Origin of the sequence: Pseudomonas sp. ANT_J28 (assembly GCF_008370005.1) — a bacterium.
In the GTDB taxonomy this organism is placed as follows: domain Bacteria; phylum Pseudomonadota; class Gammaproteobacteria; order Pseudomonadales; family Pseudomonadaceae; genus Aquipseudomonas; species Aquipseudomonas frigoris.
Map to the genome: position 1 here is coordinate 1 of NZ_VOBM01000061.1, position 25017 is coordinate 25017.

Consider the following 25017-nt stretch of genomic DNA (forward strand, 5'->3'; position numbering starts at 1 on the left):
GAAGACAGGGATTGATCAATCGAACTATGATTTTTCATGGACTCGCCCTCGCTGTCGTTGGCTGTTTAGACTGCCACCGTGGCGCATTGACGCCTCGGCTTGGGCGAGTCCATCCAATTACAAAGGTGGTTATACCCGGAACTGCTTGAGCAGCCCGTTCAATTGCTCACTCAATTCCTTCAGGTGAACGCTGGCCACGCTCGACTGTTCGGCCGCCAGCGCCGTGCTGTGGGACAAACCGGCCGCCTGGGTGACGTTCTGGTTGATGTCCTCGACCACATGCGCCTGTTGCAAGGTAGCGCTGGCGATGGAGGCGTTCAACCCGTTGAGGTTGCGCAGCGCCTGGGCAATGGCATTCAGGCTTGCACCGGCCAGGCCGGCCTGCTCGATGGTCAATTGCGATGCACGGCTGCTGTCGCCGATCACTTTGACCGCCGCTTCGGAGTGGCTTTGCAGGCGTTCGATCATCGACTGGATCTCGGCCGTGGACTTCTGGGTACGCTGGGCCAGCAGTCGCACTTCATCGGCCACCACCGCAAAACCCCGACCTTGCTCGCCGGCTCGGGCGGCTTCGATGGCCGCGTTGAGGGCCAGCAGGTTGGTTTGCTCGGCGATGGAACGGATCACTTCGAGAACGCTGCCGATCTGCGTGCTTTCGGCGGCCAGGGTACGAATCACCTCCACCGCCTGATCGATGGTGGACGACAGCTTGTCGATTTGTTGCAGGCTGCCATCGATGTTGACCTGACCTTGCTGCGCCTGAGACTCGGCATCGCGCATTTCGCTGGCGGCGTGCTCGGCGTTTTTCGCGACGTCGTGTACGCCATACGTCACTTCATTGATGGCAGTGGCCACCAGTTCCATTTGCTGGGATTGTTGCTGACTGCGTTGCTGGGCCTGAGCGGCGTCGTTGCCCAGCTCGCTGGAAGATTGGCCCAGGGCACTGGCAGACACTTGCAGTTCTTTGATCACCAGTCGCAGCTTGGCGGTGAAGGCGTTGAAGTGGCGTGCCAGTTGCGTGACTTCATCCTGGCCATGAGTGTCGAGGCTGCGGGTCAGATCGCTCTCGCCGCTGGCGATGTTGGCCATGGCGTTCACTGTTTCCTGCAGTGGACGCACGATGCTGCGGGCAATCAGGATGACCAGAAGCGCCATGATCAGGGAAATCACCAGCCCCACGAACGAGGCCTTCCAGACCTGACCATAGAACTCGGCCTGCATGTCATCGATGTACACGCCCGAACCGATCACCCAGCCCCAGGGTTCGAACAGTTTGACGTAGGAGGTTTTTTCTACCGGCGCACTGGCCCCCGGTTTAGGCCAGCGATAGTCGATGGTACCGGCACCCTTGGACTTGGCGACGGCGACCATTTCGTTGAACAGGGCAAAACCGTCCGGGTCGCGGATCGCTGAGAGGTTCTGGCCATCGAGTTTCGGGTTGGCCGGGTGCATGATCATCACCGGCGTCAGGTCGTTGATCCAGAAGTAGTCGTTCTGGTCATAGCGCAGACCGCGAACGGCGCTCAGTGCCTGCTTTTGCGCGGCGTCGCGAGTGAGCGTGCCGGCAGTTTCGAGGTCGTGGTAATAGGTCAGAATGCCACTGGCGGTTTGCACCACATGCTGGGTTTTCTGAGCCTTGGCGTGGTACAGGTCATCGTGAATCTGCTTGAGCATCAAGACGCCCAACGTCATTAGCATCAGGACGGCCACGATCAAGATGAGCCACAAACGTCGGCTGATCGACATACTGCGCAAGCTGTTCATAACGCTGTCACTCCGATTTCTTTTTCTTGTAATAAATGATCGCCAGCATCCAACCACACTTTGCCAATCGGTCATATCCGACCCAAGTCCAATAACGCGGCAGCGTTAATCAGACTTGTCTGATAGGATTTCGGCCCCGCACGGAAAAACCTGAGTCCAAGTTGATTTTTCACGGAATTTTTATGGTTTCGTCTGGATCCTGTGCGCGCGGGACTTCAGCTCGCTGATTGCAGTGAACGCTCTGACCAATATTAACGGGGCATGCCTCTGCGCATTGTCTTTGGGGGAATGATGGATCTTTGGACGGCCTTGCAGGCATTGATTTTGGGCGTTGTAGAAGGGCTGACGGAGTTTTTGCCGATTTCCAGCACCGGTCACCAAATCATTGTGGCGGACTTGCTCAACTTCGGTGGCGAGCGGGCCATCGCTTTCAACATTATTATTCAGCTGGGGGCGATTCTGGCGGTGGTGTGGGAGTTCCGCCGCAAGATCATCGATGTGGTGACTGGTTTGCCGACGCAGCCCGGCGCTCGCCGCTTTACCGCAAACCTGCTGATTGCGTTCATGCCGGCCGTGGTACTGGGGGTGATTTTTTCCGATTTGATCCACGAATACCTGTTCAACCCGATCACCGTCGCAACGGCGTTGGTGGTAGGCGGGATTGTCATGTTGTGGGCCGAAAAGCGGCAGCATGAAGTGCATGCCGAAACCGTTGATGACATCACGTGGAAAGACGCCCTGAAAGTCGGCTTCGCCCAGTGCCTGGCAATGATTCCCGGGACTTCGCGTTCCGGTTCGACCATTATTGGTGGCTTGTTGTTCGGGCTGTCGCGCAAGACCGCTACCGAGTTTTCGTTCTTTCTGGCGATGCCGACCATGGTCGCTGCGGCGGTTTACTCGGGCTACAAATATCGCCATCTGTTCGTCCCGTCGGATTTTCCGGTGTTCGCGATCGGCTTCGTCACCGCGTTCATCTTTGCAATGATTGCCGTCAGGGGGCTGCTTAAGTTCATCGCCAGCCACAGCTACGCCGCGTTCGCCTGGTACCGCATTGTATTCGGCCTCGTCATCCTGGCCACCTGGCAGTTTGGCTGGGTTGACTGGGCCGCGGTCAAGCCATGAATGACGCCAGCGCGCGCAACAACCCCGGAAGCAAACCCGCAGGAGAGATTCGCAATCTTCAGCTGAAATTGTTGGTGTTTGCGGTCCTGTGCGCGCTGCCGCTGTACGGCTCGATGTCGTTGTGGCTGCGCGGGGTTTCCGTGATTCCCTTGGCTGCGTACGGGGTCGTCAGCCTGCTGGCGTTCTTGCTGTACTGGAGCGACAAACGCAAGGCGCGCGCCGACCATTGGCGCACCCCGGAGAACGTACTGCATGCGTTAGAGCTCGCTGGCGGCTGGCCGGGCGCCTTACTGGCGCAGCAGCTGTTTCGGCACAAGACGCGCAAAGTGTCGTTTCAGCTGTTGTTCTGGATGATTGTGCTGCTGCACCAGGTGTTCTGGATCGATCAATTGTTTCTGGGGGCAGATCTGCTGGCGCTGCTTTAAAGCAGCAGTCCGACCTGTGTGCGCTTGGGCAACTTGCTCACCACCAATTGATGGGAACGCTGCAACAAGCCTTGCAGCTCTTCAGGGCCCAACGGGTAGGGCGTTTCCAAGATGATCCACTGAGCCCGCGCCAGATACGGCGCCGGGCGGATTCCCGGGCGGTCGCAATGACCGAGAAACAAGTCTTTGTCGACCTTGAAGGCCAGGGATTCGCCCCGCAGATTCTGCAAGGCAAACATCTTGTTCCCTGCAATCGAAAACACCCGTACGCCACCCCACTTGTAGTCTTCCCGCGCACCCGGCAGTGCGAGACAGAATTGCGCGACGTCCTCTTCGCTCATGCGTCCAGCCTTCATATCAGTCGGTCCCCACAGGCATTGAATGATTCGATCAAATGGTCCAGCCAGGCGCGTACTGCCGGCATCACCCCGCGCCGATGAGGGTAGACCGCTTGCAGCCAGCCGCCAGGCAGCGACCAGTCGGGCAGCAACTGCACCAGAGAGCCGTTTTCCAGTTCCTGCTCGCAATACATCATTGGCAGCATGGTAAAACCCTGGCCGGCGAGGGTGCAGGCCTTGCGCACGATAAAGTCATCGATGCCCAATCGCGCTTCGAGGGTGAGATCGCAGATTTTGCCCTGTTGGTCGAGCATGCGGATATGCACCAGGCGGTCGGCTTCCAGGGCGCCGAGCACGGGTAGGTTTTTCAGGTCTTCGGGGTGGTTGATTTCACGTCCGTGCAAAAAACCGGGGCTGGCGACCATCGCCATCTGCGCCTGGCGCAAACGTCGGGTGACCAACAGCGGATCCTCATCGCCCAACTCACGCACCCGCAGCGCCACATCGACGCCCTCGGTCACCAGGTCGACGCGGCGGTTGAGCAACATGACCTCCAGTTGAACCTGAGGATACTTCTCAAGGAAATCGCTGATCACTGTCGGCAGAATTTCGTGGGCCAACCCGACGGGGCAGGACACCCGCAAACGCCCGCGAGGTTCGCTGGACATACTGGCAACGGCTTCGTCGGCCATTTCCGCTTCCAGCAGCATTGCTTGACAGTGCCGCAGGTAACGTTCACCCACGGCGGTCAGCTTGAGTTGTCGGGTGGTGCGTTGCAGCAGGCGCGCGCCAAGGCTTTCTTCCAGCTCGGCAATGCGCCGCGACAACCGCGACTTGGGAATTCCGAGCAAGCGCCCGGCCGCCGTGAAGCCACCGGCTTCAACCACCTTGGCGAAATAGTAGAGATCATTGAGGTCTTGCATGGTGTGAGCTCGACTGTTCTATCAGTAGGACGAACTATCGCATTGTTGCAGTCTAATCAGCTATTGGTTTCGCCTGTAGGATTCTCCCCATCAGATCGCCTTGTAGCGATCCTCACCTGGAGATCCCACATGAAACTGCTGCATATCGATTCGAGCATTCTTGGTGACAACTCGGCTTCGCGTCAGCTGAGCAGCGAAGTCGTTAAAGCCTGGCAAACCGCCGAGCCGACTGCCGTGGTGACCTACCGCGACCTGGCCGCCGATGCCATCAGCCATTTCTCCGCCACGACCCTGGTTGCTGCCGGCACCACCGCTGAACTGCGTAACGCCGCGCAGCAGCACGAAGCCGAGCTGAGCGCCACCACCCTGGCAGAATTCCTCGCCGCCGATGCCGTGGTGATTGCAGCTCCAATGTACAACTTCACCATCCCGACCCAACTCAAGGCCTGGATCGACCGCATCGCCGTTGCCGGTCAGACCTTCCGTTATACCGAAGCCGGTCCTGAAGGCCTGTGCGGTGGCAAGAAAGTCGTCATCGTATCGACTTCCGGCGGTCTGCATGCCGGCCAGGCGACTGGTGTTGCTCACGAAGAGTACTTGAAGGTACTGTTCGGCTTCATCGGTATCACTGACATCGAGTTCGTCCGTGCCCATGGCCTTGCCTACGGTGACGAAGTCCGCACCAAAGCCATGAGCGACGCTCACACGCAAATCAGCGAGCAGTTGTTCGCCGCCGCGTAAGGCGTGTGTAAAGAAAATCAAACAGCTCGGGCAATACCCAAAATACTCTGTATTCTGATCACGCAAGTGCCAGATGCGGAGTTTTTTGTTTCTGGCTATTTCGGAATTTCATTAAATAGTGGCCCGAGTTATGCAGTCGAGGGTTTAACGTCCCCGGTCAGTAGCCAGGTGGAGCCTCCTATGGCGCGTCTTTGTGCAACCTTACTGATTTGCCTGCTCAGCAGCCTGAACTCAGTGCACGCCGCGCCTGCGCCGCATCCTCACAGGAGCGTCGGCTTCCATGAGATGAGCTTTCTCGACCCGCTGGACTTGCAGCCGATGCGCGCCATCGCCTTCTACCCCTCCAGCGACAGGGAACACTCCAGCATCATCGAGGGCTACACGGTCGAAGCGGGCGAAGACACTCGAGTCGCCATCGGTCGTTTCCCGATGCTGATGCTGTCCCACGGCAACACCGGAACCCCGCTGGCCTTGCACGACCTCGCCACGTCGCTGGCACGCAAAGGGTTTGTGGTGGTGGCGGTGATCCATCCCGGTGACAACTCCAAAGACCACAGCCGCCTCGGTACGTTGAGTAACCTTTACGGTCGGCCCATCCAGATTTCCGAAGCCATTACCGCGACGCTGGGTGATCGAATGCTCGCGCCCTTCGTCAATGCCGATCAGGTTGGTGTAATCGGCTATTCGGCGGGCGGGGAGACGGCGCTGATTCTGTCCGGCGCGACGCCAGATCTGGCCCGTCTGCGCCGTTATTGTCAGGAGCGCCCGGACGACCGCGATGCGTGCAACACCCAAGGCGAATTGATTGCTGACCGTGATGACTTGCAACCGGTGGCTGACCCTCGGGTTCGCGCCTTGCTGCTCATGGCGCCGCTGAGCCTGAAGTTTGGCCGACATACCCTGGCCGACGTGCATGTGCCGGTGCTGCTGTACAGTGGTGACGGCGACAAACTGGTGGCGTTCGACAAGAATGCCGCCGCCCTGGCGCGCAAACTGCCGATTGCACCGGACTTCAAGTTGCTGGCCGGGGCAGGGCACTTCGTGTTCATGGCGCCGTGCAACGAAGAGCAGATCATCGCCATGCCGGCGCTGTGTACCGATGCCGATGGCGTCGACCGCGAAGACATCCATCGCACCATGGTGTCCGAAGCCGGGCGTTTCTTCTCTCATGCGCTTGGCAAACCGACCCGGGCCGGAATGCAGACTGCCGATCAATAATGTGGGAGCGGGCTTGCAGTGTCAGGCCATGGCGCGGCGTTTCAGTAACAGAGTCAAACCAAGGCCGGTCACCGACAACAACGCCGCGCAGAAGAAAATCCACGTGTACCCCAGGTTCAGCGCCACCGCGCCCATCAACGGCCCGGCAATCGCTAGCGCCAGATCGAAAAACACCGCGTAAGCACTCAATCCCGCCCCGCGACTGGAGTTGGGCACTTGCTTGATCGCTTCGACCCCCAGCGCCGGATACACCAGCGACAGACCGAACCCGGTCAGGCCTGCGCCGATCAGCGCATAACCGGTCGAAGGCGCGAGCCACAGCAACACCAGGCCCACCGTTTCAATGCTCATACAGGCAATGGCCGAGGTGAACCCACCGAAACGGCTGATGCTGGAGATGAACAACAGTCGCGCCAGAATGAAACACACGCCGAACACCGTCAGGCAATAAGCCGCGCCGGCCCAGCCACGGCTGACGTAATACAGGGTAATAAAAGTGGTTAACGTGCCGTAACCGATGGAGGCGAGGCTCAGGCTCGCGCCGAACGGCGCAATGCGCCCGAACACCGCCCAGAACGGCAGGCGCTCGCCGCGAATCACCGGCACCGAGGGTTTGTTTCGGATCAGCAACAACGCCGCCAGCGCCAGCACCGAAAGCGCGATCCCAAGACTGGCGAACCCCAGCTCGCCAACCATCACCACACCCAGCGGCGCACCAATGGCGATGGCGCCGTAGGAGGCGATGCCGTTCCAGGAGATCGATCGCGCGGTATGTTCCGCGCCCACCTGACCCATGCACCAACTGATGGTGCCGACCCCGATCAAGCCTTGGGCTATCCCCAACAACAAGCGGCCGGCGATCAGGATCAACAGGCTCAGCAACGGAAAGCTTTGCAGCAGCGTTGAAATCAACGTCAGCACGCCGCTCAACACAATCCCCGATAACCCATAAACAATCGCCCGCTTGGTGCCGATGGTGTCCGACAGGCGTCCGGCCATCGGGCGGCTGAGCAGGGTGGCCAGGTACTGCGAGCCGATAGTCAGCCCCGCGATAATCGCGCTGAATCCGAGCTGTTCGTGGACATAGCCTGGCAACACCGCAATCGGCAGGCCGATGCAGAGGAAAGCAATAAAGGTATAAAAGACGATGGAGACGATCTGCAGGGTGATCGCCATGGAGCTTTGCGGTGGCAGTTGCTGCGAAGACATGAGGGCTCGTTCGCGGGCGGCGGTAGGAGAACTGCATCATGGCGCGGGCGCAAAATAAAAGAAAGCAGGCTAACGAAAATCAAAAGATCGTCCGAACGCGGCCCGAACCTTCGGCAGCTCTACAGGGGCGCACATTCCAAAGTAGGCGCTGCCGAAGGCTGCGATCTTTTGATCTTCAGACAATAAAAAGCCCCGTCACTAGGACAGGGCTTTTCAATTGCAGCAGATGCTTAGAACACAACGCCCTGGCTACGCAGGTAGTCGTCATACGTGCCGCTGAAGTCGATCACGCCGCTGGCGCTCAACTCGATAATGCGGGTGGCCAGGGACGATACGAACTCACGGTCGTGGCTGACGAAGATCAGCGTGCCCGGATAGTTCTCCAGCGCCAGGTTCAGCGCCTCGATGGATTCCATGTCCAAGTGGTTGGTCGGTTCGTCCATGATCAGCACGTTCGGCTTTTGCAGGATCAGCTTGCCGAACAGCATGCGACCTTGCTCACCACCGGAGATGACCTTGACCGACTTCAGAATCTCATCGTTGGAGAACAGCATGCGACCGAGGGTGCCGCGAACGATTTGCTCGCCGCCCTGGGTCCACTGGCCCATCCAGTCGAACAGGTTGCAGTCGTCTTCGAAGTCGTGCGCGTGGTCCTGGGCGTAGTAGCCCAGTTCCGCGGCGTCGGTCCACTTCACGGTACCGGCATCCGGGGTCAGTTCGTTGACCAGGGTGCGCAGCAGGGTGGTTTTACCGATACCGTTCGGGCCGATGATCGCCACGCGCTCGCCAGCTTCAACCTGGAAGCTGAAGTCCTTGAACAGTGTCTTGCCGTCGAAGCCTTTGGCCATGCGCTCGACGATGACCGCTTGACGGTGCAGCTTCTTGGTTTGTTCGAAACGGATGAACGGGCTCACACGGCTCGAAGGCTTGACCTCGGCCAGCTGGATTTTGTCGATCGCCTTGGCACGGGAAGTTGCCTGCTTGGCTTTCGAGGCGTTGGCCGAGAAGCGGCTGACGAACGATTGCAGTTCGGAGATCTGCGCCTTCTTCTTGGCGTTGTCCGACAGCAGTTGCTCGCGAGACTGGGTCGCCACGGTCATGTACTCGTCGTAGTTGCCCGGGAACAGGCGCAGCTCGCCGTAATCCAGGTCAGCCATGTGGGTGCACACGCTGTTCAGGAAGTGACGGTCGTGAGAGATGATGATCATCAGGCTGGAACGCTGGGTCAGGATGTTTTCCAGCCAGCGGATGGTGTTGATGTCCAGGTGGTTGGTCGGTTCGTCAAGCAACAACACTTCAGGATCGGAGAACAACGCCTGAGCCAGCAATACGCGCAGTTTCCAGCCTGGAGACACTTCGCTCATCGGGCCGAAATGCTGCTCGATGCCGATACCCAGGCCCAGCAACAGTTCGCCAGCACGGGATTCGGCGGTGTAGCCGTCCATTTCGGCGAATTCGGTTTCCAGTTCCGCAACGGCCATGCCGTCTTCTTCGGTCATTTCCGGCAGCGAGTAGATACGGTCGCGCTCGGCCTTGACCTTCCACAGCTCTTCGTGACCCATGATCACGGTATCGATCACGGTGAATTCTTCGTAGGCGAACTGGTCCTGGCGCAATTTACCCAGACGCACGTTCGGCTCGAGCATGACCTGGCCGCCGGACGGCTCAAGGTCGTTGCCGAGGATTTTCATGAAAGTCGACTTGCCGCAACCGTTGGCGCCGATCAGGCCATAGCGGTTGCCCGCGGCGAATTTGACCGAAACGTTTTCGAATAGCGGCTTGGCGCCGAACTGCATCGTGATGTTAGCTGTAGAGATCAAAGGTTTTTCCTGCGAAGCATTCAGAGTAGCTAGGGTTGCGGCAGTACCGATTCAGTACCCGTTTCCGGTATTCGAACCACAGGAAATGCATCCCGGTCAGAAGCGGAAGGTCCATCTGGCAATAAGTGGACAGCAGCATATGGAGCGCTTGGCCCGAGTCGAAGTGCGCTGAGACGGGGTTCATTCCCGTCATCAACCAAGGGGGGCGCGTAATGTTTGGCGGCGATTGTACTGGTCTGGCTCTTTAAACGATAGGGCGTTAAGGCCGCACGGCCGCTTTGGCAGCATCAGCGGACAGATTTTCACATCTGAAGGTTAACTATTGGTTACAAACTGTGACTAAAATGCCATCTATCAACCTGAAGCCGACAGTCGGCATAGGCTCAAGGACGCGCCATCGGGACCGTTGTTTCGTATTCAGACACTGCACAAGACCCTTCGGCCGCTTGGCCGGCAAGGGACGCAGTTTGTTCATTTCTGACGTGTGACGATTTTTTGTGAAATTGATCATTGCCGCTATTTACGTTGTATCCATCGCGTACGTTCACTTGCGCGGACGCGTGCGTCACAAACTGAGCCGCCAACTGAGCGACCACTCGACGTTTCTGGCGCCGATCAACTGCTTCCTTTATCTGTTCTCGAAAATCCCCAACAAACCTTATCTGAACCCGGCCGACTTTCCTGATCTGAGTCCATTGCAGGACCATTGGAAAGACATTCGCGCCGAGGGCCAAAAGCTGCTCAGGGCCGGGGAGATCAAGCGCTCGAATCAATACGACGACGTCGGCTTCAACTCGTTCTTCAAGACTGGCTGGAAACGTTTCTACCTGAAGTGGTACGGCGACAGCCATCCTTCGGCCATGAAACTTTGCCCGCGCACAACGGAATTGGTGCAAAGCATCGGCTCGATCAAGGCTGCGATGTTCGCCGAGCTGCCACCGGGCTCGAAACTGGTCCGTCACCGCGATCCGTATGCCGGTTCCTACCGCTATCACCTGGGCCTGGAAACTCCGAACGATGCCGGTTGCTACATCAATGTCGATGGCGAGAGCTACCACTGGCGCGACGGTGAAGCGGTGATGTTCGACGAGACCTTCATTCATTACGCCGAAAACACCACGGAGCAAAACCGCATCATTCTGTTCTGCGACGTTGAGCGGCCGATGAAGTATCGCTGGGCGGCGGCGTTCAATGGCTGGTTCAGCCGTAATGTGATGTCGGCGGCGGGCGCACCGAACGACGCGGGTGACAAGACCGGCGGTATCAACCGCTTGTTCGCCAAGATCTACAAAATTCGCCTGCGCGGCAAAGCACTGAAGAAGCGCAACCGCAAGCTCTATTACCTGGAGAAGTGGGCTATTTTCGGTGGCCTGTTGGCGATTATCGTCCTGATCTGATTTTCGCGTTGTGGCGTATGACGCCTTCGCGAGCAAGCCCGCTCCCACAGTTAACCGCGATCTAATGTGGGAGCGGGCTTGCTCGCGAAGAGGTCATAACATTCACCGCAAACTTTCAATCAGCCACGAGAAGTCTTCGTGGCTTTTTTGTGAGCGGTCGGTTTGGTTGCCGGTTTGGTTTTGCCGGCACTTTTACCGCCGAGGCTGCGTTTAAGCAGCTCGGTCAGATCGATAACATCCGCGGTTTTACGCTCATCTTCACCCGTCGCAGTCTCGACATCCTCAATCTTGCCTTCATTAGCCTTCTTCTCAACCAACGCCATGATCTTGTCTTCAAAACTGTCGCGATAATCCTCGGGCTTCCAGTCGGCACTCATGTCTTGAACAAGTCGTTTGGCCATGTCGAGTTCACCTTTGGCCAGTTCGGGCTCGGTGACTTCACTGCCCAGTTCGAGGGTGTCCAGACTTCGCACTTCGGCGGGCCAGCGCAGCATCACCAATACCATTGCCGATTCCAGCGGCATTAGTGCGGCGAGGTGCTGGCGCGTGTGCAGCACAACATGGGCCAGGGCGACTTTATTGGTTTTGCTTAACGTTTCGCGCAACAGCGCATAGACCTTGCCACCGCGTTTATCCGGCGCGAGGTAGTAGGGCGTATCAATGTTTTGCAGGGGAATCTGCTCGCTGTCGACAAAGGAAAAGATGTCGATCGTCTGAGTGGACAGAGGGTGCGCCGACTTGATTTCCTCTTCGCTGAGAACCACATATCGACCCTTTTCATACTGCACACCTTTAACGATGTGTTCCTTGGTCACTTCCTTGCCGGTGACCTTGTTGATGCGCTTGTAGCCCACCGGGTCCATGCTGCGGCTGTCGAGCCAGTCGAAATCCACCCCTTGCGAGGACGTCGCCGAGACCAGCGCCACAGGGATATGCACCAGACCGAAACTGATCGCACCTTTCCAGATTGCCCGTGCCATGGTCGTCTTCTCGCGAGTGATGTTCAGGTGACCTGTGACGCTGTGCAAAAGTTTCAGCGGGTTGCGACCCGGTCCTGCGGGCGTATCGGCGGGCAGGTCAACTCGTGTTACATCTTGTGAAGGAGGTTTTAGTTAACAAATCCCAACCCCGGGCGTAGCGTGATATCGAAGTTCCTATCCACGCTGATGTCGAGAGGCTCCCCATGAACAGATTTGTGCTCGGCTGCATCGCGTTGGCGTTGAGTGGCGTGCTGAGCGATCTGGCCCAGGCTGACACCGCATCGCCACCTTCTTCATTGCTGTTGGCCCAGAGCCCGACGGGCCACACCAGCAATTCTTCCAACAGCCCGATTCGCCGGGCCAATCCCAACAGCATGCAAGGCACGCAACCCAGCGCGCCGGCCATTCGTGGGCCGAACACAGTGCCCGTGCCGCGCCCTCCGACGCTTGACAATGGTGGCGTCGGCAACCGCTATCCCCAGGATCGCTCGCCTCCCGCCACCCCACCGAAATTCATTCCCGATCCACCTCATCGAGACGCGGATACCAGCAACCGTTGAACGGCACGACAGCGTTCTTGCCAGCCATTCGAACGACAAAAGGAATCGTGCATGTTGCGTAAAACCCTTCTGGCCACACTGTGTGCCAGCGCACTGATCACTGTCACGGCGCCCGTTTTCGCAGCGCCAACCCAGAATTTGAAAAGCGAACAGGGCACCCTTGAGGTGACGACAATGACCAAGGGGCTCGAACATCCCTGGGCTTTGGCGTTTCTTCCCGATCGCCAAGGGATGCTGGTGACTGAACGGCCCGGCAACCTGCGGGTGGTCAGCGCCGACGGTAAACTTTCCGCTCCGCTCAGTGGCGTGCCAAAGGTTTGGGCCAAGGGGCAGGGCGGCTTGCTGGATGTAGCGTTGTCGCCCGACTTCAAGCAAGACCGCACGGTCTACTTGTCTTATGCCGAAGGTGGCGGTGAGGGCGACAAGGCCGGGACCGCGGTTGGCCGTGGGCGTCTATCCGAAGACCTGACGGCCCTCAAGGATTTCAAAGTGATCTTTCGCCAGGAGCCCAAGCTTTCGGTCGGTAACCACTTTGGTTCGCGCCTGGTGTTCGACCGCGACGGCTATCTGTTCATCACCCTTGGCGAGAACAACGACCGGCCGACTGCTCAGAACCTCGACAAGCTGCAAGGCAAGGTTGTGCGGATCTACCCGGACGGCAAGGTGCCGGATGACAACCCCTTTGTCGGTCAGGCCGGCGTACGCCCGGAAATCTGGTCCTACGGCCATCGCAATCCACAGGGCGCGGCGCTCAATCCGTGGACCGGCACCCTTTGGGAAGACGAGCACGGTCCCCAGGGTGGCGACGAAATCAACATCATCGAGCGTGGCAAGAACTACGGCTGGCCGATGGCAACCCATGGCATCAACTATTCCGGCCTGCCGATTCCGGAAGCCAAGGGCAAGTCCGCCGAAGGCACCGTCGCTCCGCACCATGTCTGGGAAAAGTCCCCCGGCCTCAGCGGTATGGCGTTCTACGACGCTGACCGCTTCAAGGCCTGGCAGCACAACGTGTTTATCGGCGCGCTGGTGAGCCAGGAGTTGATCCGCTTGCAGTTCGATGGCGACAAGGTCGTTCACGAAGAGCGATTGCTGGGCGAACTCAACAAGCGCATTCGCGATGTGCGGCAAGGGCCGGACGGGTATTTGTATGTGCTGACCGATGAAGACGATGGAGCCCTGTACAAGATTGGACTGAAGTAACCGGTACCTGTGTAGCAGCTGCCGAAGGCTGCGTTCGGCTGCGCAGCAGTCGTAAAATCATCCGTCGCGGCAGCTCAGTTAGACCGAGGGGCCTGGATTTACGACTGCTGCGCAGCCGAACGCAGCCTTCGGCAGCTGCTACAGGGATTGTGAAACTCACGTTCGGGCGTACAGGATCACTGCCGCCCGAAGCTTGCCCCGACCGAAACTGCACATCTTTTCAAATTCCCCATGGCTGACCGGCAAATGCTGGCAGTCCATGGGTTGGCGATGCTGGCTGTGGTCGACATCCGGGTCATGCAGGTAAACGAACTCTTCATCGCAATCGGTGACGATCACCCAATGCGGCGATTTGGAACGGGTCAGTCGATAGCTGCTGATGAGCACCAGCGGTTGTCCGCCATCATCCAGTAACCGTGGAAGGTTCAGTGGTCCGCCGATCACTCGCTCCACATCAGTCTCTTTTAGCTGCGTGGTGAACTCTTCGTGTACTAACCGCATTACATCTTTTTTATGCACATCGCGTACGCCATCGAGAAACAGTGGCCCGGCCATGCTCAGTTGCAGACGCACTCCAAACCCCCGTCGCCATGCCGCCAGCGCCAGGCCTTGAGGGCTGCAGCCACCATGGCCGGAGGTCATGAACACGGTGGTCGCTTCGCGCCAGATCTGCAGTTCCTCGCGACGCTCCAGCATGCGATCCGCTTGCAGTGCGCCCATGGCCATCAGCAGACAGGCCGGGCCGCAGGTGAAATCGGTGGTCTGCCGATACCAGGGCACCTTGATGTTTCGCGAGTCGCGGTGCTGGAGGATGCGCTTCTCCAGCCGCAGCCCGTCGGCATGGTCCTGGTAATAGTCGTGAATCAGTGCAAAGCGTCGATAACCGTTGCGCTCATACAGGGCAATCGCTGCCGGATTGTCGATACGCACTTCCAGCCGCAGGTAGGCGCAGTCGTGTTCAAGGGCGCAGGCCTCGATGCGTTGGAGCAATTGCTTGCCCAGACCGCTGCCGCGCGCGTCGGTGGCGATCGCAATCGAGTAAAGGCGCGCCAGCGAAGTACCCCGGTGAAACAGCACCACGGCGTAACCGACCAGGTGCTCGCCACGCTGGGCCACCAGCAGTTGCCCGTGGGCCCGCATGATCATCCATTGAAAACTGCGACGGTTAAGCCGATCCGTGGTGAAACAGTGTTGTTCGAGCTCCAGCAGTGCCGGTAAGTCTTCAACGACCGCCAAGCGAAAAATCAGATTCATATGACCACCGTAAAAGTTGCGTAACGAAACGGGACTTTCTAAAAAGTTCGTGCTTAATAGGAAAGGTCTTGTTCTCCAACGGATCAATCACTATGTCAGCGGTACAGGGTCATTGGCGCGAAGTATCCGAGCAAACTTTGCCGGCAGCAACTTATTTAAATGACGGTGTTAGAACTTCCAGTCAGTTGATTATCATCGTCGAACGCAAGGAAGACTGGACCTCCTACTTCCCCAGTGAAGACATCGTCAGCGCCCAGGAATACCTCGAGAAACCCCGGGCCAACGAGCAGGGCAAGCGGGTGCAGGTGATCAACCTTTGCCGCAGCTACAAGTACCTGGGGCACGGTTACTACTGCTCGCTGCTGGCCGAAGCCCGTGGGCACAAGGTGATTCCGTCGGTGCGGACCATCAGCGAACTGACTCGAAAATCCTTGTACGGCCTGGCCCTGGATGATCTGGATAAAACCCTGGAAAAAGCCCTCAGTCATCATCTTTACAGCGATACCGAAGGCTTTACCCTGACGCTCTACTTTGGCAAGACTCATATCGAGCCGTTACAGGATCTGGCACGACAGTTGTTTGAATTGTTTCCGTGTCCGATATTGTTAGTTGAATTTCGTCGAACTAACGGCTGGCACATTGAAGGGATAAAGTCCGGCGCCTTACATAAGTTACGCGAAGATCAGGAAGACCAGTTCGCTCACTCCCTCGACAGTTTCAGTCGCAAGATCTGGCGCGTACCACGTTCCCGGCGTTTGGCCCGTTATGACCTGGCCATCCTGCACGATCCCCAGGAAGCGTTGCCGCCGTCGAATGCCAAGGCGCTGGACAACTTCGTCAGGGTTGGCAAGACGTTGGGCATCGACGTCGAGCTGATCGAGCGCAAGGACTACGCACGTATTGCCGAATACGACGGGCTGCTGATCCGCGAGACGACAAACGTCGACAACCACACCTACCGGTTTGCCAAGAAAGCCGAGAGCGAAGGGCTGGTGGTGATGGATGACCCAGCGTCGATTCTGCGTTGCACCAACAAGGTGTACCTGACCGATTTGCTCAAGAGCCATCAACTGGGCATGCCCGCCACCGAGATTCTCTACAAAGAGCGACCGGAAGACTTTGAGCGGGTCGGCGAGCGCCTGGGTTTCCCGTTGGTATTGAAGATCCCCGACGGCTGTTTCTCTCGGGGTGTGATCAAGGTCGAAAGCCAGCAAGCCTTGCTCGAAGCCACGGCCGAACTGTTCGAGCATTCGGTGCTGTTGCTGGCTCAGGAATTCTTCTACACCGAATACGACTGGCGCATCGGCGTGCTCAACCGCAAACCCATCTTTGCCTGCCAGTACTTCATGTCCAAGGGCCATTGGCAGATCTACAACCACAAGGCCAAGGGCCAGGACATCAATGGCGAATGCCGAACCCTGGCGGTTCACGAAGCCCCGCGGGCGGTGGTGGAACTGGCGGTGAAGACCGCGAACCTGATCGGCGATGGCCTCTACGGTGTCGACCTCAAGCAGTCCGGCGACAAAGTGGTGGTGATCGAGGTCAACGACAATCCCAACATGGACGCCGGCATCGAAGACGCTTACTTGCAGGACGATCTGTATTCACTGGTGCTGGAAGAGTTCGTCCGTCGCCTGGAACTCAAGCGCCGCGGCCAGGCCTGGTGAGCGGCGGATGATCAAGCGCTTTCAACTGATCCACGGCGCCCTCCACAAAGTCGAACGGCTGGATGCCGAAGTGATGTTGTTCAGTAATCCCGATGCGGCCGAACGGGATCTGCTGCACAGCCATTTCAAAGTTGATGAACACGCCCTGGCCTCGGCCCTGGACCCCGATGAGGTGTCACGCATCGAGTTTCACCCTGATAACCTGTTCCTGATCTGGAAACGCCCGGAAAACTATTCCGGCGCGGGCAGCCTGGCCTTCGAAGTGTCGTCCTGCGGTTTGCTGTTTTCCGAGCATCGTTTGCTGGTGATCGCCACCGACGACTCGCCGCTCAGTGGCCTCGGCATGCGCCAGCCCCTGAACACGCCGCTGGATGTGTTGCTCGACCTGTTGTTCAACAACATCCATCACTATTTGGGCCACCTGAAGGTGATCAAGCTGGTTGCCCGGGAGTTGCAGCAGAAATTCAACGCGTCGATGCAGAACCAGCACCTGATCCAGATGTTCAACCTCAGCGAAAGCCTGATCTATTACATCAACGCGATTCACAGCAACGGTGCAGTCCTGACCCGGTTACGCAATCACGCGGCAAAGGAACATTTCAGCGCCGAGGCCATTGGCCTGATCGACGACCTGATCATCGAAAACAACCAGTGCTACAAACAGGCGGAAATCTACTCCACGGTGTTCTCCGGGCTGATCGACGCCCGGGGCAACCTGATGAACAACAGCATGAACAACCTGTTGCGCAAACTGACGTTGATCAATGTGGTGTTTCTACCGCTGAACCTGATTGCAAGTATCGGCGGCATGTCCGAATTCAGCATGATGACGGCGGGCGTGCCGTGGTGGGTTTCGTATCCGCTGTTTCTGACCGCGATGATAATGGGGGCTGGGGTGATGGTGCTCGGGCTCAGGCGGTTGGCGAAATAACTTTGGCGGCTGTCAGATCGCCTTCGCGAGCAAGCTCGCTCCCACATTTTGATCAGGGTGTACGCAAGTTCCGAGTCCTCTACAGAACCCTTGTGGGAGCGGGCTTGCTCGCGAAGGCAATCTCAACAGCTCTACAAATCCAGGATCAGACCTCTTGATGGATGGTTACGGATTTCTTCCGATCCTGTAGCCCACGCACCACCAAGTACAACAACGGCCCGATGGACACAAATATTGCGGTAAGCAAAAGATACGGCACCACCGACAGCCCTGACTGCCCACGCTTGCGCGTATCCGTGTACATCCAGATGCCCGCGAGCGTCGCCAGCAGGTACAAATCAATCACCACCTGCGCCGTGTCGGGGCGCGACATCAGGCTGATGCCGAAGTCGATCAATGACTGTTCAGCCTGAAGCATCACCAAAACGGTGTAGCCGGCGAACGCGATCAGGGCAATAAGGGGCAGGGCGACACACTTCATGGTTTCCTTCCTTGGGACAATGAGCAGAGTCGTCAGCCTACAGAGGCCGAGGAAAATTGGCCATTGACTTGCCGTCAGCGTCCGGCTAATTTCCGGACATGACTTCCACTGTATTGCGCTGCCAGCCAAGCATTATTACCGCCATTCCTTATTTGACGGGCTAGCTCACGACTGCAGCACCCAACCCGCCCTAGAGGCGGGTTTTTACTTTCTGCCTCCTGGGTTCCGATCAACGTCAGGAGACGACCATGAGCACGACCACCGCCCAGCAGACTTTGCTTGAGCACTACGTAAAAAAGATCCTCGCCGCGCCGGTGTATGAGCTCGCGGTGCGTACGCCGCTGCAACCGGCGCCAGCGTTGTCCGAGGCGCTCGGCAATCAGATCCTGCTCAAGCGTGAAGACCTGCAACCGACCTTTTCCTTTAAGATCCGCGGTGCCTACAACAAACTGGTGCAACTGAACGATGAGCAAAGGGCACGCGGAGTGATCACCGCTTCGGCGGGCAATCATGCCCAGGGCGTGGCGCTGGCGGCACGTGAATTGGGGATCGCCGCGACCATTGTGATGCCGTGCACGACGCCGGAACTGAAGGTGCTTGGCGTACGCAGTCGGGGCGCCGACGCCGTGCTGCACGGTGAGAGTTTTCCGTTTGCGCTGGAATATGCACTGAACCTGGCACGGCAAACCGGTCGCACCTTTGTCTCGCCGTTCGACGACCCGGACGTGATCGCGGGGCAGGGCACCGTCGCCATGGAAATCCTGCGTCAGCATCAAGGTTCACTGGACGCGATCTTCGTCCCGGTGGGCGGTGGAGGCCTGATCGCCGGCATCGCGGCGTACGTCAAATACCTGCGACCTGAAGTCCGCATCATCGGCGTCGAGTCGGAGCATTCCGCCTGTTTACATGCGGCATTACAGGCCGGCGAGCGAGTTGTCCTGCCGAACGTAGGCACTTTCGCCGACGGTGTCGCCGTCGCCCAGATCGGTGCTTTTGGTTTCGAAGTCTGCCAATTCTGCGTTGATGAGGTCTTGACGGTCAGCAACGACGAACTCTGCGCCGCCATCAAGAATATCTACGACGATACCCGCTCGATCACCGAACCTTCCGGTGCCTTGGCCGTAGCCGGAATCAAGAAATACGTGGCGCAAACCGGTGCCCGCGGTCAGACACTGGTAGCGATCGACTCGGGCGCCAATATCAATTTCGACAGTTTGCGCCATGTGGCCGAGCGCGCCGCGTTGAGCGGCGCCCCGGCGTGAGCGGTATCAGGCCAGCAGCGGGCGCAGGAAGGTCCGCTCGTAACTGACGATAAACTTCTTCTCGACCAGCGAAGCTACGAGCGCGGCGCTTTCGGCGTCAGTCATCGCGACATGTCGGTAGCTTTCGTAGTCCGCCAGCGAAGGAAAGCTGAACAGGCAGTAGGCGATATTGCTCGCGCCCTCGGAAGGCAGGAAGTACCCGTGGTGCGTACCGCCCAAACGCTCGACGATGCCGAGCCAGGCTTTGGCGTAGGCTTCGAATTCGCTGAGTTGATACGGATCGATCACATATTTGACGTGGCAGGTAATCAAAATGGCGCTCCTGTAACGGGATAGAACGGTTATTCCTGGACGGCTTTCTCGACCTTGCTCGACGCCGACCAGATCCGGTAGCGGACTTCGACGTCTTTGGGCACGTAGAGCACGATCGGCAGTTTGCTGTTGTAGCGCAACATGAAACCGTCACCGACCACCGGCACGAAGTCCTTTTTGCTTTTGCCGTCCGGGCAGGCCATCAGCGTACTCATTGGGCCGATGACTTTTTCCAGTCGGTAGAACGGGTAGCCCCAGCCTTCGAGGTTTTTCTCCTCGAGAATGCCGCCCAGGCGTTGGCGATTGCAGTCGACGGTCAGGGTTTTGCCGGCGAGGATTTCGACCTGGTAGCCGTCTTCCTGAGCCTGTGGGGCAAGGTGAATGACCTGGCGGGTGAAACCGCTCTCGGGCTTCGGGAACGGCGCAACCTCTTCGAGTTTCGCGGCGTGAGCGATGGTCGACAGCCCGGCAAGAATCAGCCCGACGGTAGTGATATAGGTCAAAGAACCCATGATGCCTCCTTGCTTGCGAGTGGGGTCAGCGGATACTGATTTGATTGGCCGCATTCTTACTGGGGTGGTCGGCCAATGCAAACTTGTCGCTGGATGTATGCAAATTGCAGGGGCACCACAACGCCTTTCTTGCATATTGCAGGGGCTATTTACGTGCGGTTTCGCTAAATCGTTGATTTACCGATGAGCTGCAGTGCGAAATCCAAGGCATGTTTTATGCTGAAGCTGGTCTTAAGCTGACCGGGAATTTCATTGCGTCAGTATCGATAGTTGATTGGCAGTCTCACATTAAGGAGAGGGTCGCCATGTTTCTTTCTGCCTTGGAACTTCGCAATATCATTGAAAGCAGTTTTTTGCCGAAACGTTGTCAATGCACGCTGTCGCCGGACCTGTCGATGACCGTCAAGGTGTATTCCGATCGTGAAACCGATCACCTCGATCTAATGAAGACAGGAATAAATGCCAAACAGCTAAATGGTTGCCGAGAAATCAATGACCTGATCGCTGGGCTGCGCTCTGACATGCAGCACCAAACCAATGCCCGGACCCTGCATCCAGACCGGAAAGCGCTTTAACCCGCGGTTTCGAGCTCCACCGACACGCGCTTGGTCTGGAGAAATGCCAGACCCAGCGCCAGCTCAACCACCACCGCAAGCAATATGCCCGGACCGGCATGGCCATTGAGCCATTCGCCGAAGCCCAGTGCTGCCAGCCCCCAGCAGCCGACCATGAAACCATTGGTCAGCGCATTGCGGGTGATCGAAGGCGACTCGTTTCGAACCAGATAAAACATCACGCCCAATGCCGCGAACAGCATTGCGCTGCGCCGCGCGACAACGCCCACCGCCAACGAGTACTCGATACTCCAGATTGACAGCAACCTGTCCGGCATCAAACCCCAGACCAGGGCCAACAGAAAACACAGCGCGGCGGTAAAAGTCGACAAGGTACGAAACGATAACTGCATGGCGAATCCTTGCGGCAGTGGGGAGAGGCGCTGAGCATAGCGCCAGAACCCCTCACAGGAATACCGCAAAGTATTGAATCAGACCTTTCCGTCAGTTTTGATAACTGCAAGCGTCAGAAAGCTTCCGATAGGAGATTTCCGCAGGCTTGCCCGAGGTGCTGTCGATGTACTTCATGTCGGCTGTGACCACTTTGCAGTCCAGCGTCGACGGTTCGGTCAAGGTGATGACCTTGCCCACGTGCAGCGGCATACCGTAGTGGTACGGCACCGCCTGGGAGCTCGAAGTGTCATTGGCCTGGGCCAGCCCGGCAAACGCGGTGCAGGCGAGGGCGGTGGTGATCAGCAAGGTGCGCATGTTCATGAACGATCTCCGATGCAGGCTTAATGTCAGCTCGACGTTTAGGCGTCGAACCTGCCGCACTGGGCGTCAGAGAACTCTGAGAGCGTGCGGTCCAGTAAAGTTTTGGACCGCGGGGTTAAGCGATGGTTAACCCGACTGAATGCCGCCTGTCGTGAGGAGGTTTCTGTCAGAGGTTTCATGTTGGTAAAAAAACTGAGGGAGGTTCGGCCCGTTCCTACACGGTCGGACTCTTTGTCGTCTTTCGTCGGCAAGCTGGCAGCGTTTACTGTTTGACCTCGCTGCAAAATCAGCGAGCAGGTTTGGTCACCTGATATCCCGCATACATATGTGCCATCATTCGCGCCGCGGACATCTTTGTCTTCGTTGTGCGTTGTTATGGCGGCTGTGTGCTGGACGCCTTCGGGCGAGCCGATTTGCGGGTTATCGGTTGACCAAGCCTGTACACAGTCCGCCTCCCATCGTTTGGTCACGGTGTTGGCGGTTACTTAACTGACGTTCGAGTAATCCTAATGACAACGTTTAATCCGTTTCCTGATCGTTATCGTTCAATCAAAAGCAGCGTTACCGACTAAAACCCAATGGTCATCGATACACAGGCCAATCCCCAAGATATTCTCGAAGCCTCTTTACAGCGTGTCCGAGCCGCCAGCCAGTTACTCGAAACGCTTCATTGCCAATGCTTCAAGGATGGCGATGTTCAAGATATTCCGCACATTACTCATGCACTTTATCTGCTGACGCAGGATGGGTGCGATTTGCTGCTGGTTGCGCAGCAGCAGATGATGGGGTGGAAGGCGCCGGTCTGACGCATGCTGGAACAAGCCTGCCTCCTGTGGGGCAGGTTTTAAAGCTAAATGCCCGAGGGCGATAAATTCGAGGCTTTTTGGTTTCGGGCATATTCAACCAGGTCTTTGGGGTAAATCATGTGATCGATTTTGCTGTCGTCGATGTCGTACAGAAACGCAATGGCTCCCGCTTCCAGCGCCCAGTAACCAACATGACTTCCATCCTCTCCTTGCAGGTGAGTGTCATGCCAAGGTGCTTGTTTGAATGCTGAATACCATTGTTTGCAATAATCATTCAGAAGTTTGGAGGATTTTTCTTTGGTGTCTGCGTATATGGCCTGGATTAGAGGTGTATATACATCGTGGTACCATCTGTCGACATCATGTCTATTCGGTAAGACTTTTCTTAATAAGTCTTCATATAGGCTGTCATCGCCAACGTATCCTGCTTCATCTATCAAGCTTACAAAGCGCTTCAATAAATCGGTACGGTGCAGGAGGATGCACAAGCTTATGACTTGTACGCATTCTTCATACTGATCCGGCCAGTCATCTATTGCGAGTGGAGATATTTTGGGCGCCTGTTCATAGATGGCCAATTTTTCTTGCCATATTTCGTATTTTTCTACTAGCTCCTCAAGTAATGGTATGAGAACTTCTATCTCTTCTCCAGCTGTATAACAGGCTAGGATTTTGTCAAGCAGTAGGTTTTGGAGGTGTCCTGCTCGAAGTGAAGCCTCTTGTTCTGGAGAGCTAGCTTGGAATGTATTGGTCTCGCAAAACTCAAGAACTTCTTCGTATTCTTTTAGGAAGGTTTTATATTGATTTTCGCTATAGAATTTTTGTCTTTTGTTCATGTTTTTAAGTTAAGTGGGCGGATTTATTTGGCTAGGCAATGGGCGGTTGTCCGCCCATCTGACTAATAGCTGAGTTAACTCAGGTCAATCTGTCGCCGTCATTATTACTCTCCCGACCAATACCAAATAGTATCGCCCCAATGGGAGTCACTGAACCCTGGCATTATATCGCCTTGATTAAAGTGACGACGAGACTCCGCTTTTGCCGGCGTAAACCAATAGCCAGTCTTGCTGCACGGTTGTCCTGCATCTACACGAGCAACCTGGGACCCATTGGTCGGTTGGTGATTTCTCGCGTATTCGACCAAGTCCTTTGGGTAAACCATGTGATTGATTTTTCTGTCATCAATCCCATAAAGGAAAGCAATGGCCCCAGCCTCGAACGCCCAGTATCCGACATAGCTTCCTTCGTCGCCCTGCAAGTGTGAGTCGTGCCAAGGGGCCTGCTTGAATGCGGCATACCATTGTTTGCAATAATTAGCTAATAATTGTGATGCTTCCTCTTTGTCGTCGGCATATATAGCTTCAAGCAAAGGGGTGTATACATCATGGAACCATTCATCTATATTTTCACGATCAGGTAGGTGTTTGCGGAGCAGATCTTCATAAAGAGCATCTTCACCTCTGTAGTTCGCGTCATCTAATAGCTTGGCAAATCTTTGTAGTAGGTCCTTCCTATGAAGCAAGATGCACAAGCTAAAAACTTGCATGCACTCTTCAAATTCATCGGGCCAGTCATCGATAGCAAGTGGTGAAATGTTTTCAAGTGCCTCAGAGACTGAAAGTTTGCTTTGGCTCTCTTCGTATTTTGATATTAGATCTTCAAGTAGTGGTACTAGTGAAGCGATTTCCGCTCCGGCTGTATAAGATATAAATAACTTTTTAAGTGCCAGATCCTTAAAGTGGCTTGCCCTTAGCGACGCCTCCTGCTCAGGAGAATCCGACTCAAATTTGTTGACTTTCCAGAATTCTTTCGTTTCCTCGCTATAAGCCAGGAAATTTTTGTATCTGGCCTCGCTAAGAAATTTTTGTCTTTTGTTCATGATGAATATTACTCAATGGTAAGCGAAGGTAATGTCCCGTGTCTTGAAGCAAGAGATTTTTTCCGCTTGTTCACAAAGGACTTAATTTCACTCTCGGCGTAATGGAAAGCAGAATGGCTTGTATGGGTCTTTTCATCGCCATTGTTCAATCGAGCTACAGCGTGTTCTCTTGGGCTTTGTTCAGGATGGTATAAGGGGGCATAAAATAAATGCCGGCTATAAGAGCCAAAAACCTGATCAGTCAAACGTTCAGATACAGCATTGGGAATATTTTTCCTGATCCACTCTTTGCTCATTTGTACAAGTATAGGTCTTGCACTTTTAGCAGAGGTTTTGTTTTTTTTGTCGCTCGGAACTGATGGGTTTTTATACTTTGCAGATTTAGCTTTTTTCTTTCCAGTAGAGGCGTTCTGTTCGGGCTCTAGTGGTTCCAACAGGTCACTAGGATCGGTAACCCCCGAAACTCCAAATTTTGAAGTAACACCAGGTTTACGGGTGTTACTGGGCTTGCGAAGGAACTTTGGACCGTCCTCGTCACGGCTTGCTTTAGCCTCGACAATCGCAAATTTTTTCCCGTTGTTTGTAGCAGGATTGGCGCGCCAGACAGCATCAATGCCGGTTCCATTAGCACCATCTGTCAACTTGTACAGAACATGATGAGCCTTGGGGCTTCCCCCCCTTGATAATTTTCCCGTTTTGCTCGCACTCGGCACACCCTCAAGCCACTTCCCATCCGCCCCCTTATCATGCCCATCCCAATGTAGTGGTCAACTAATTCCGGACACCTCGATAGGTGATTTTGACGCCATCGCCCGTTCGTAAACGGTCGGTGGCAGATATCCCAGTTTCGAGTGCAGCCGTTCGTTGTTGTAAAACCCAACGATG

At 56.4% G+C, this 25017-nt stretch carries 25 protein-coding genes and 2 pseudogenes; 12 read left to right on the top strand and 15 right to left on the bottom strand.

What is annotated here, in order from left to right; all coding sequences use genetic code 11:
* Positions 1-129 precede the first annotated feature (129 nt).
* Positions 130-1764: a methyl-accepting chemotaxis protein gene (locus FQ187_RS27840; protein ID WP_149631934.1), complete on the bottom strand. Its 1635-nt coding sequence runs from the start codon at positions 1762-1764 to the stop codon at positions 130-132.
* A 291-nt stretch (positions 1765-2055) separates the two neighbouring features.
* On the opposite strand from FQ187_RS27840, the gene FQ187_RS27845 reads away from it, so the two are divergent.
* Both FQ187_RS27845 and FQ187_RS27850 read left to right on the top strand, forming a co-directional pair.
* A complete protein-coding gene (locus FQ187_RS27845; protein ID WP_149631935.1) occupies positions 2056-2886 on the top strand; it encodes an undecaprenyl-diphosphate phosphatase in 831 nt (276 codons plus the stop codon).
* Positions 2883-3311 carry a DUF1294 domain-containing protein gene (locus FQ187_RS27850; protein ID WP_149631936.1) on the top strand — a complete coding sequence of 143 codons (429 nt, stop codon included), beginning with the start codon at positions 2883-2885 and terminating at the stop codon, positions 3309-3311. The genes FQ187_RS27845 and FQ187_RS27850 overlap by 4 nt, the downstream gene beginning before the upstream one ends.
* Here FQ187_RS27850 and FQ187_RS27855 read toward each other — a convergent pair.
* Both FQ187_RS27855 and FQ187_RS27860 read right to left on the bottom strand, forming a co-directional pair.
* Positions 3308-3667, bottom strand: coding sequence for an MmcQ/YjbR family DNA-binding protein (locus FQ187_RS27855; protein ID WP_149631937.1), 360 nt, complete (start codon positions 3665-3667; stop codon positions 3308-3310). The two genes, FQ187_RS27850 and FQ187_RS27855, sit on opposite strands and share 4 nt — an antisense overlap.
* Positions 3664-4572, bottom strand: coding sequence for a LysR substrate-binding domain-containing protein (locus FQ187_RS27860; protein ID WP_149631938.1), 909 nt, complete (start codon positions 4570-4572; stop codon positions 3664-3666). The genes FQ187_RS27855 and FQ187_RS27860 overlap by 4 nt, the downstream gene beginning before the upstream one ends.
* 129 nt (positions 4573-4701) lie before the next feature.
* On the opposite strand from FQ187_RS27860, the gene FQ187_RS27865 reads away from it, so the two are divergent.
* On the top strand, positions 4702-5313 hold the full coding sequence (locus FQ187_RS27865) for an FMN-dependent NADH-azoreductase (protein ID WP_046055117.1): 612 nt from the start codon (positions 4702-4704) through the stop codon (positions 5311-5313).
* Between the two features lie 180 nt (positions 5314-5493).
* Positions 5494-6531 (top strand): dienelactone hydrolase, encoded by a 1038-nt coding sequence (locus tag FQ187_RS27870; protein WP_149631939.1) that lies wholly within the window; start codon positions 5494-5496, stop codon positions 6529-6531.
* A 21-nt stretch (positions 6532-6552) separates the two neighbouring features.
* On the opposite strand, the gene FQ187_RS27875 is transcribed toward FQ187_RS27870, so the two are convergent.
* Both FQ187_RS27875 and FQ187_RS27880 read right to left on the bottom strand, forming a co-directional pair.
* Positions 6553-7740, bottom strand: a complete 1188-nt coding sequence (locus tag FQ187_RS27875; protein WP_149631940.1) for an MFS transporter — start codon at positions 7738-7740, stop codon at positions 6553-6555.
* A gap of 230 nt (positions 7741-7970) precedes the next feature.
* Positions 7971-9560 (bottom strand): ABC-F family ATPase, encoded by a 1590-nt coding sequence (locus tag FQ187_RS27880; protein ID WP_123365020.1) that lies wholly within the window; start codon positions 9558-9560, stop codon positions 7971-7973.
* Positions 9561-10057: 497 nt separating this feature from the next.
* Between FQ187_RS27880 and lpxO the strand changes: the two genes are divergently transcribed.
* Complete coding sequence (lpxO, locus tag FQ187_RS27885; RefSeq protein ID WP_149631941.1) at positions 10058-10957, top strand: lipid A hydroxylase LpxO; 900 nt, start codon at positions 10058-10060, stop codon at positions 10955-10957.
* Between the two features lie 119 nt (positions 10958-11076).
* On the opposite strand, the gene FQ187_RS27890 is transcribed toward lpxO, so the two are convergent.
* The gene (locus FQ187_RS27890; protein ID WP_149631942.1) at positions 11077-11937 is read right to left on the bottom strand and encodes a Ku protein; all 861 of its coding nucleotides are present in this window, start codon (positions 11935-11937) and stop codon (positions 11077-11079) included.
* Positions 11938-12140: 203 nt separating this feature from the next.
* On the opposite strand from FQ187_RS27890, the gene FQ187_RS27895 reads away from it, so the two are divergent.
* Both FQ187_RS27895 and FQ187_RS27900 read left to right on the top strand, forming a co-directional pair.
* Positions 12141-12497: a hypothetical protein gene (locus FQ187_RS27895; protein WP_149631943.1), complete on the top strand. Its 357-nt coding sequence runs from the start codon at positions 12141-12143 to the stop codon at positions 12495-12497.
* 51 nt (positions 12498-12548) lie between these two features.
* Positions 12549-13700: a PQQ-dependent sugar dehydrogenase gene (locus tag FQ187_RS27900; protein ID WP_149631944.1), complete on the top strand. Its 1152-nt coding sequence runs from the start codon at positions 12549-12551 to the stop codon at positions 13698-13700.
* 156 nt (positions 13701-13856) lie between these two features.
* On the opposite strand, the gene rimI is transcribed toward FQ187_RS27900, so the two are convergent.
* Positions 13857-14954: a ribosomal protein S18-alanine N-acetyltransferase gene (gene rimI / locus FQ187_RS27905; RefSeq protein WP_149631945.1), complete on the bottom strand. Its 1098-nt coding sequence runs from the start codon at positions 14952-14954 to the stop codon at positions 13857-13859.
* A gap of 92 nt (positions 14955-15046) precedes the next feature.
* On the opposite strand from rimI, the gene FQ187_RS27910 reads away from it, so the two are divergent.
* Both FQ187_RS27910 and FQ187_RS27915 read left to right on the top strand, forming a co-directional pair.
* Positions 15047-16621 (top strand): RimK family protein, encoded by a 1575-nt coding sequence (locus tag FQ187_RS27910; protein WP_149631946.1) that lies wholly within the window; start codon positions 15047-15049, stop codon positions 16619-16621.
* Positions 16622-16628: 7 nt separating this feature from the next.
* Complete coding sequence (locus FQ187_RS27915; RefSeq protein ID WP_149631947.1) at positions 16629-17552, top strand: magnesium transporter CorA family protein; 924 nt, start codon at positions 16629-16631, stop codon at positions 17550-17552.
* A 145-nt stretch (positions 17553-17697) separates the two neighbouring features.
* Here FQ187_RS27915 and FQ187_RS27920 read toward each other — a convergent pair whose 3' ends face one another.
* Complete coding sequence (locus FQ187_RS27920; RefSeq protein ID WP_149631948.1) at positions 17698-18033, bottom strand: DUF2834 domain-containing protein; 336 nt, start codon at positions 18031-18033, stop codon at positions 17698-17700.
* 248 nt (positions 18034-18281) lie between these two features.
* On the opposite strand from FQ187_RS27920, the pseudogene ilvA reads away from it, so the two are divergent.
* Positions 18282-19277, top strand: a pseudogene (ilvA, locus tag FQ187_RS27925) (threonine ammonia-lyase, biosynthetic); the annotation flags it as partial.
* A 24-nt stretch (positions 19278-19301) separates the two neighbouring features.
* On the opposite strand, the gene FQ187_RS27930 reads toward ilvA, so the two are convergent.
* Positions 19302-19607, bottom strand: a complete 306-nt coding sequence (locus FQ187_RS27930; RefSeq protein WP_149631950.1) for an NIPSNAP family protein — start codon at positions 19605-19607, stop codon at positions 19302-19304.
* Positions 19608-19636: 29 nt separating this feature from the next.
* On the bottom strand, positions 19637-20119 hold the full coding sequence (gene eco / locus FQ187_RS27935) for a serine protease inhibitor ecotin (RefSeq protein ID WP_134419988.1): 483 nt from the start codon (positions 20117-20119) through the stop codon (positions 19637-19639).
* A 305-nt stretch (positions 20120-20424) separates the two neighbouring features.
* On the opposite strand from eco, the gene FQ187_RS27940 reads away from it, so the two are divergent.
* On the top strand, positions 20425-20694 hold the full coding sequence (locus FQ187_RS27940; RefSeq protein WP_149631951.1) for a DUF1652 domain-containing protein: 270 nt from the start codon (positions 20425-20427) through the stop codon (positions 20692-20694).
* Here the strand turns inward: FQ187_RS27940 and FQ187_RS27945 are convergent.
* On the bottom strand, positions 20691-21086 hold the full coding sequence (locus tag FQ187_RS27945; protein ID WP_149631952.1) for a hypothetical protein: 396 nt from the start codon (positions 21084-21086) through the stop codon (positions 20691-20693). The genes FQ187_RS27940 and FQ187_RS27945 overlap by 4 nt on opposite strands.
* A gap of 91 nt (positions 21087-21177) precedes the next feature.
* Positions 21178-21447: a DUF2790 domain-containing protein gene (locus FQ187_RS27950; protein WP_046047138.1), complete on the bottom strand. Its 270-nt coding sequence runs from the start codon at positions 21445-21447 to the stop codon at positions 21178-21180.
* Positions 21448-21956: 509 nt separating this feature from the next.
* Here FQ187_RS27950 and FQ187_RS27960 point away from each other — a divergent pair.
* Positions 21957-22253, top strand: a pseudogene (locus tag FQ187_RS27960) (hypothetical protein).
* Between the two features lie 44 nt (positions 22254-22297).
* Here FQ187_RS27960 and FQ187_RS27965 read toward each other — a convergent pair.
* From FQ187_RS27965 to FQ187_RS27975, 3 genes are all read right to left on the bottom strand, one after another.
* A complete protein-coding gene (locus FQ187_RS27965; RefSeq protein ID WP_149631953.1) occupies positions 22298-23089 on the bottom strand; it encodes a PoNe immunity protein domain-containing protein in 792 nt (263 codons plus the stop codon).
* A gap of 104 nt (positions 23090-23193) precedes the next feature.
* On the bottom strand, positions 23194-24132 hold the full coding sequence (locus FQ187_RS27970) for a PoNe immunity protein domain-containing protein (protein WP_149631954.1): 939 nt from the start codon (positions 24130-24132) through the stop codon (positions 23194-23196).
* A gap of 8 nt (positions 24133-24140) precedes the next feature.
* On the bottom strand, positions 24141-24773 hold the full coding sequence (locus FQ187_RS27975; protein ID WP_256667470.1) for a hypothetical protein: 633 nt from the start codon (positions 24771-24773) through the stop codon (positions 24141-24143).
* Positions 24774-25017: the final 244 nt, after the last annotated feature.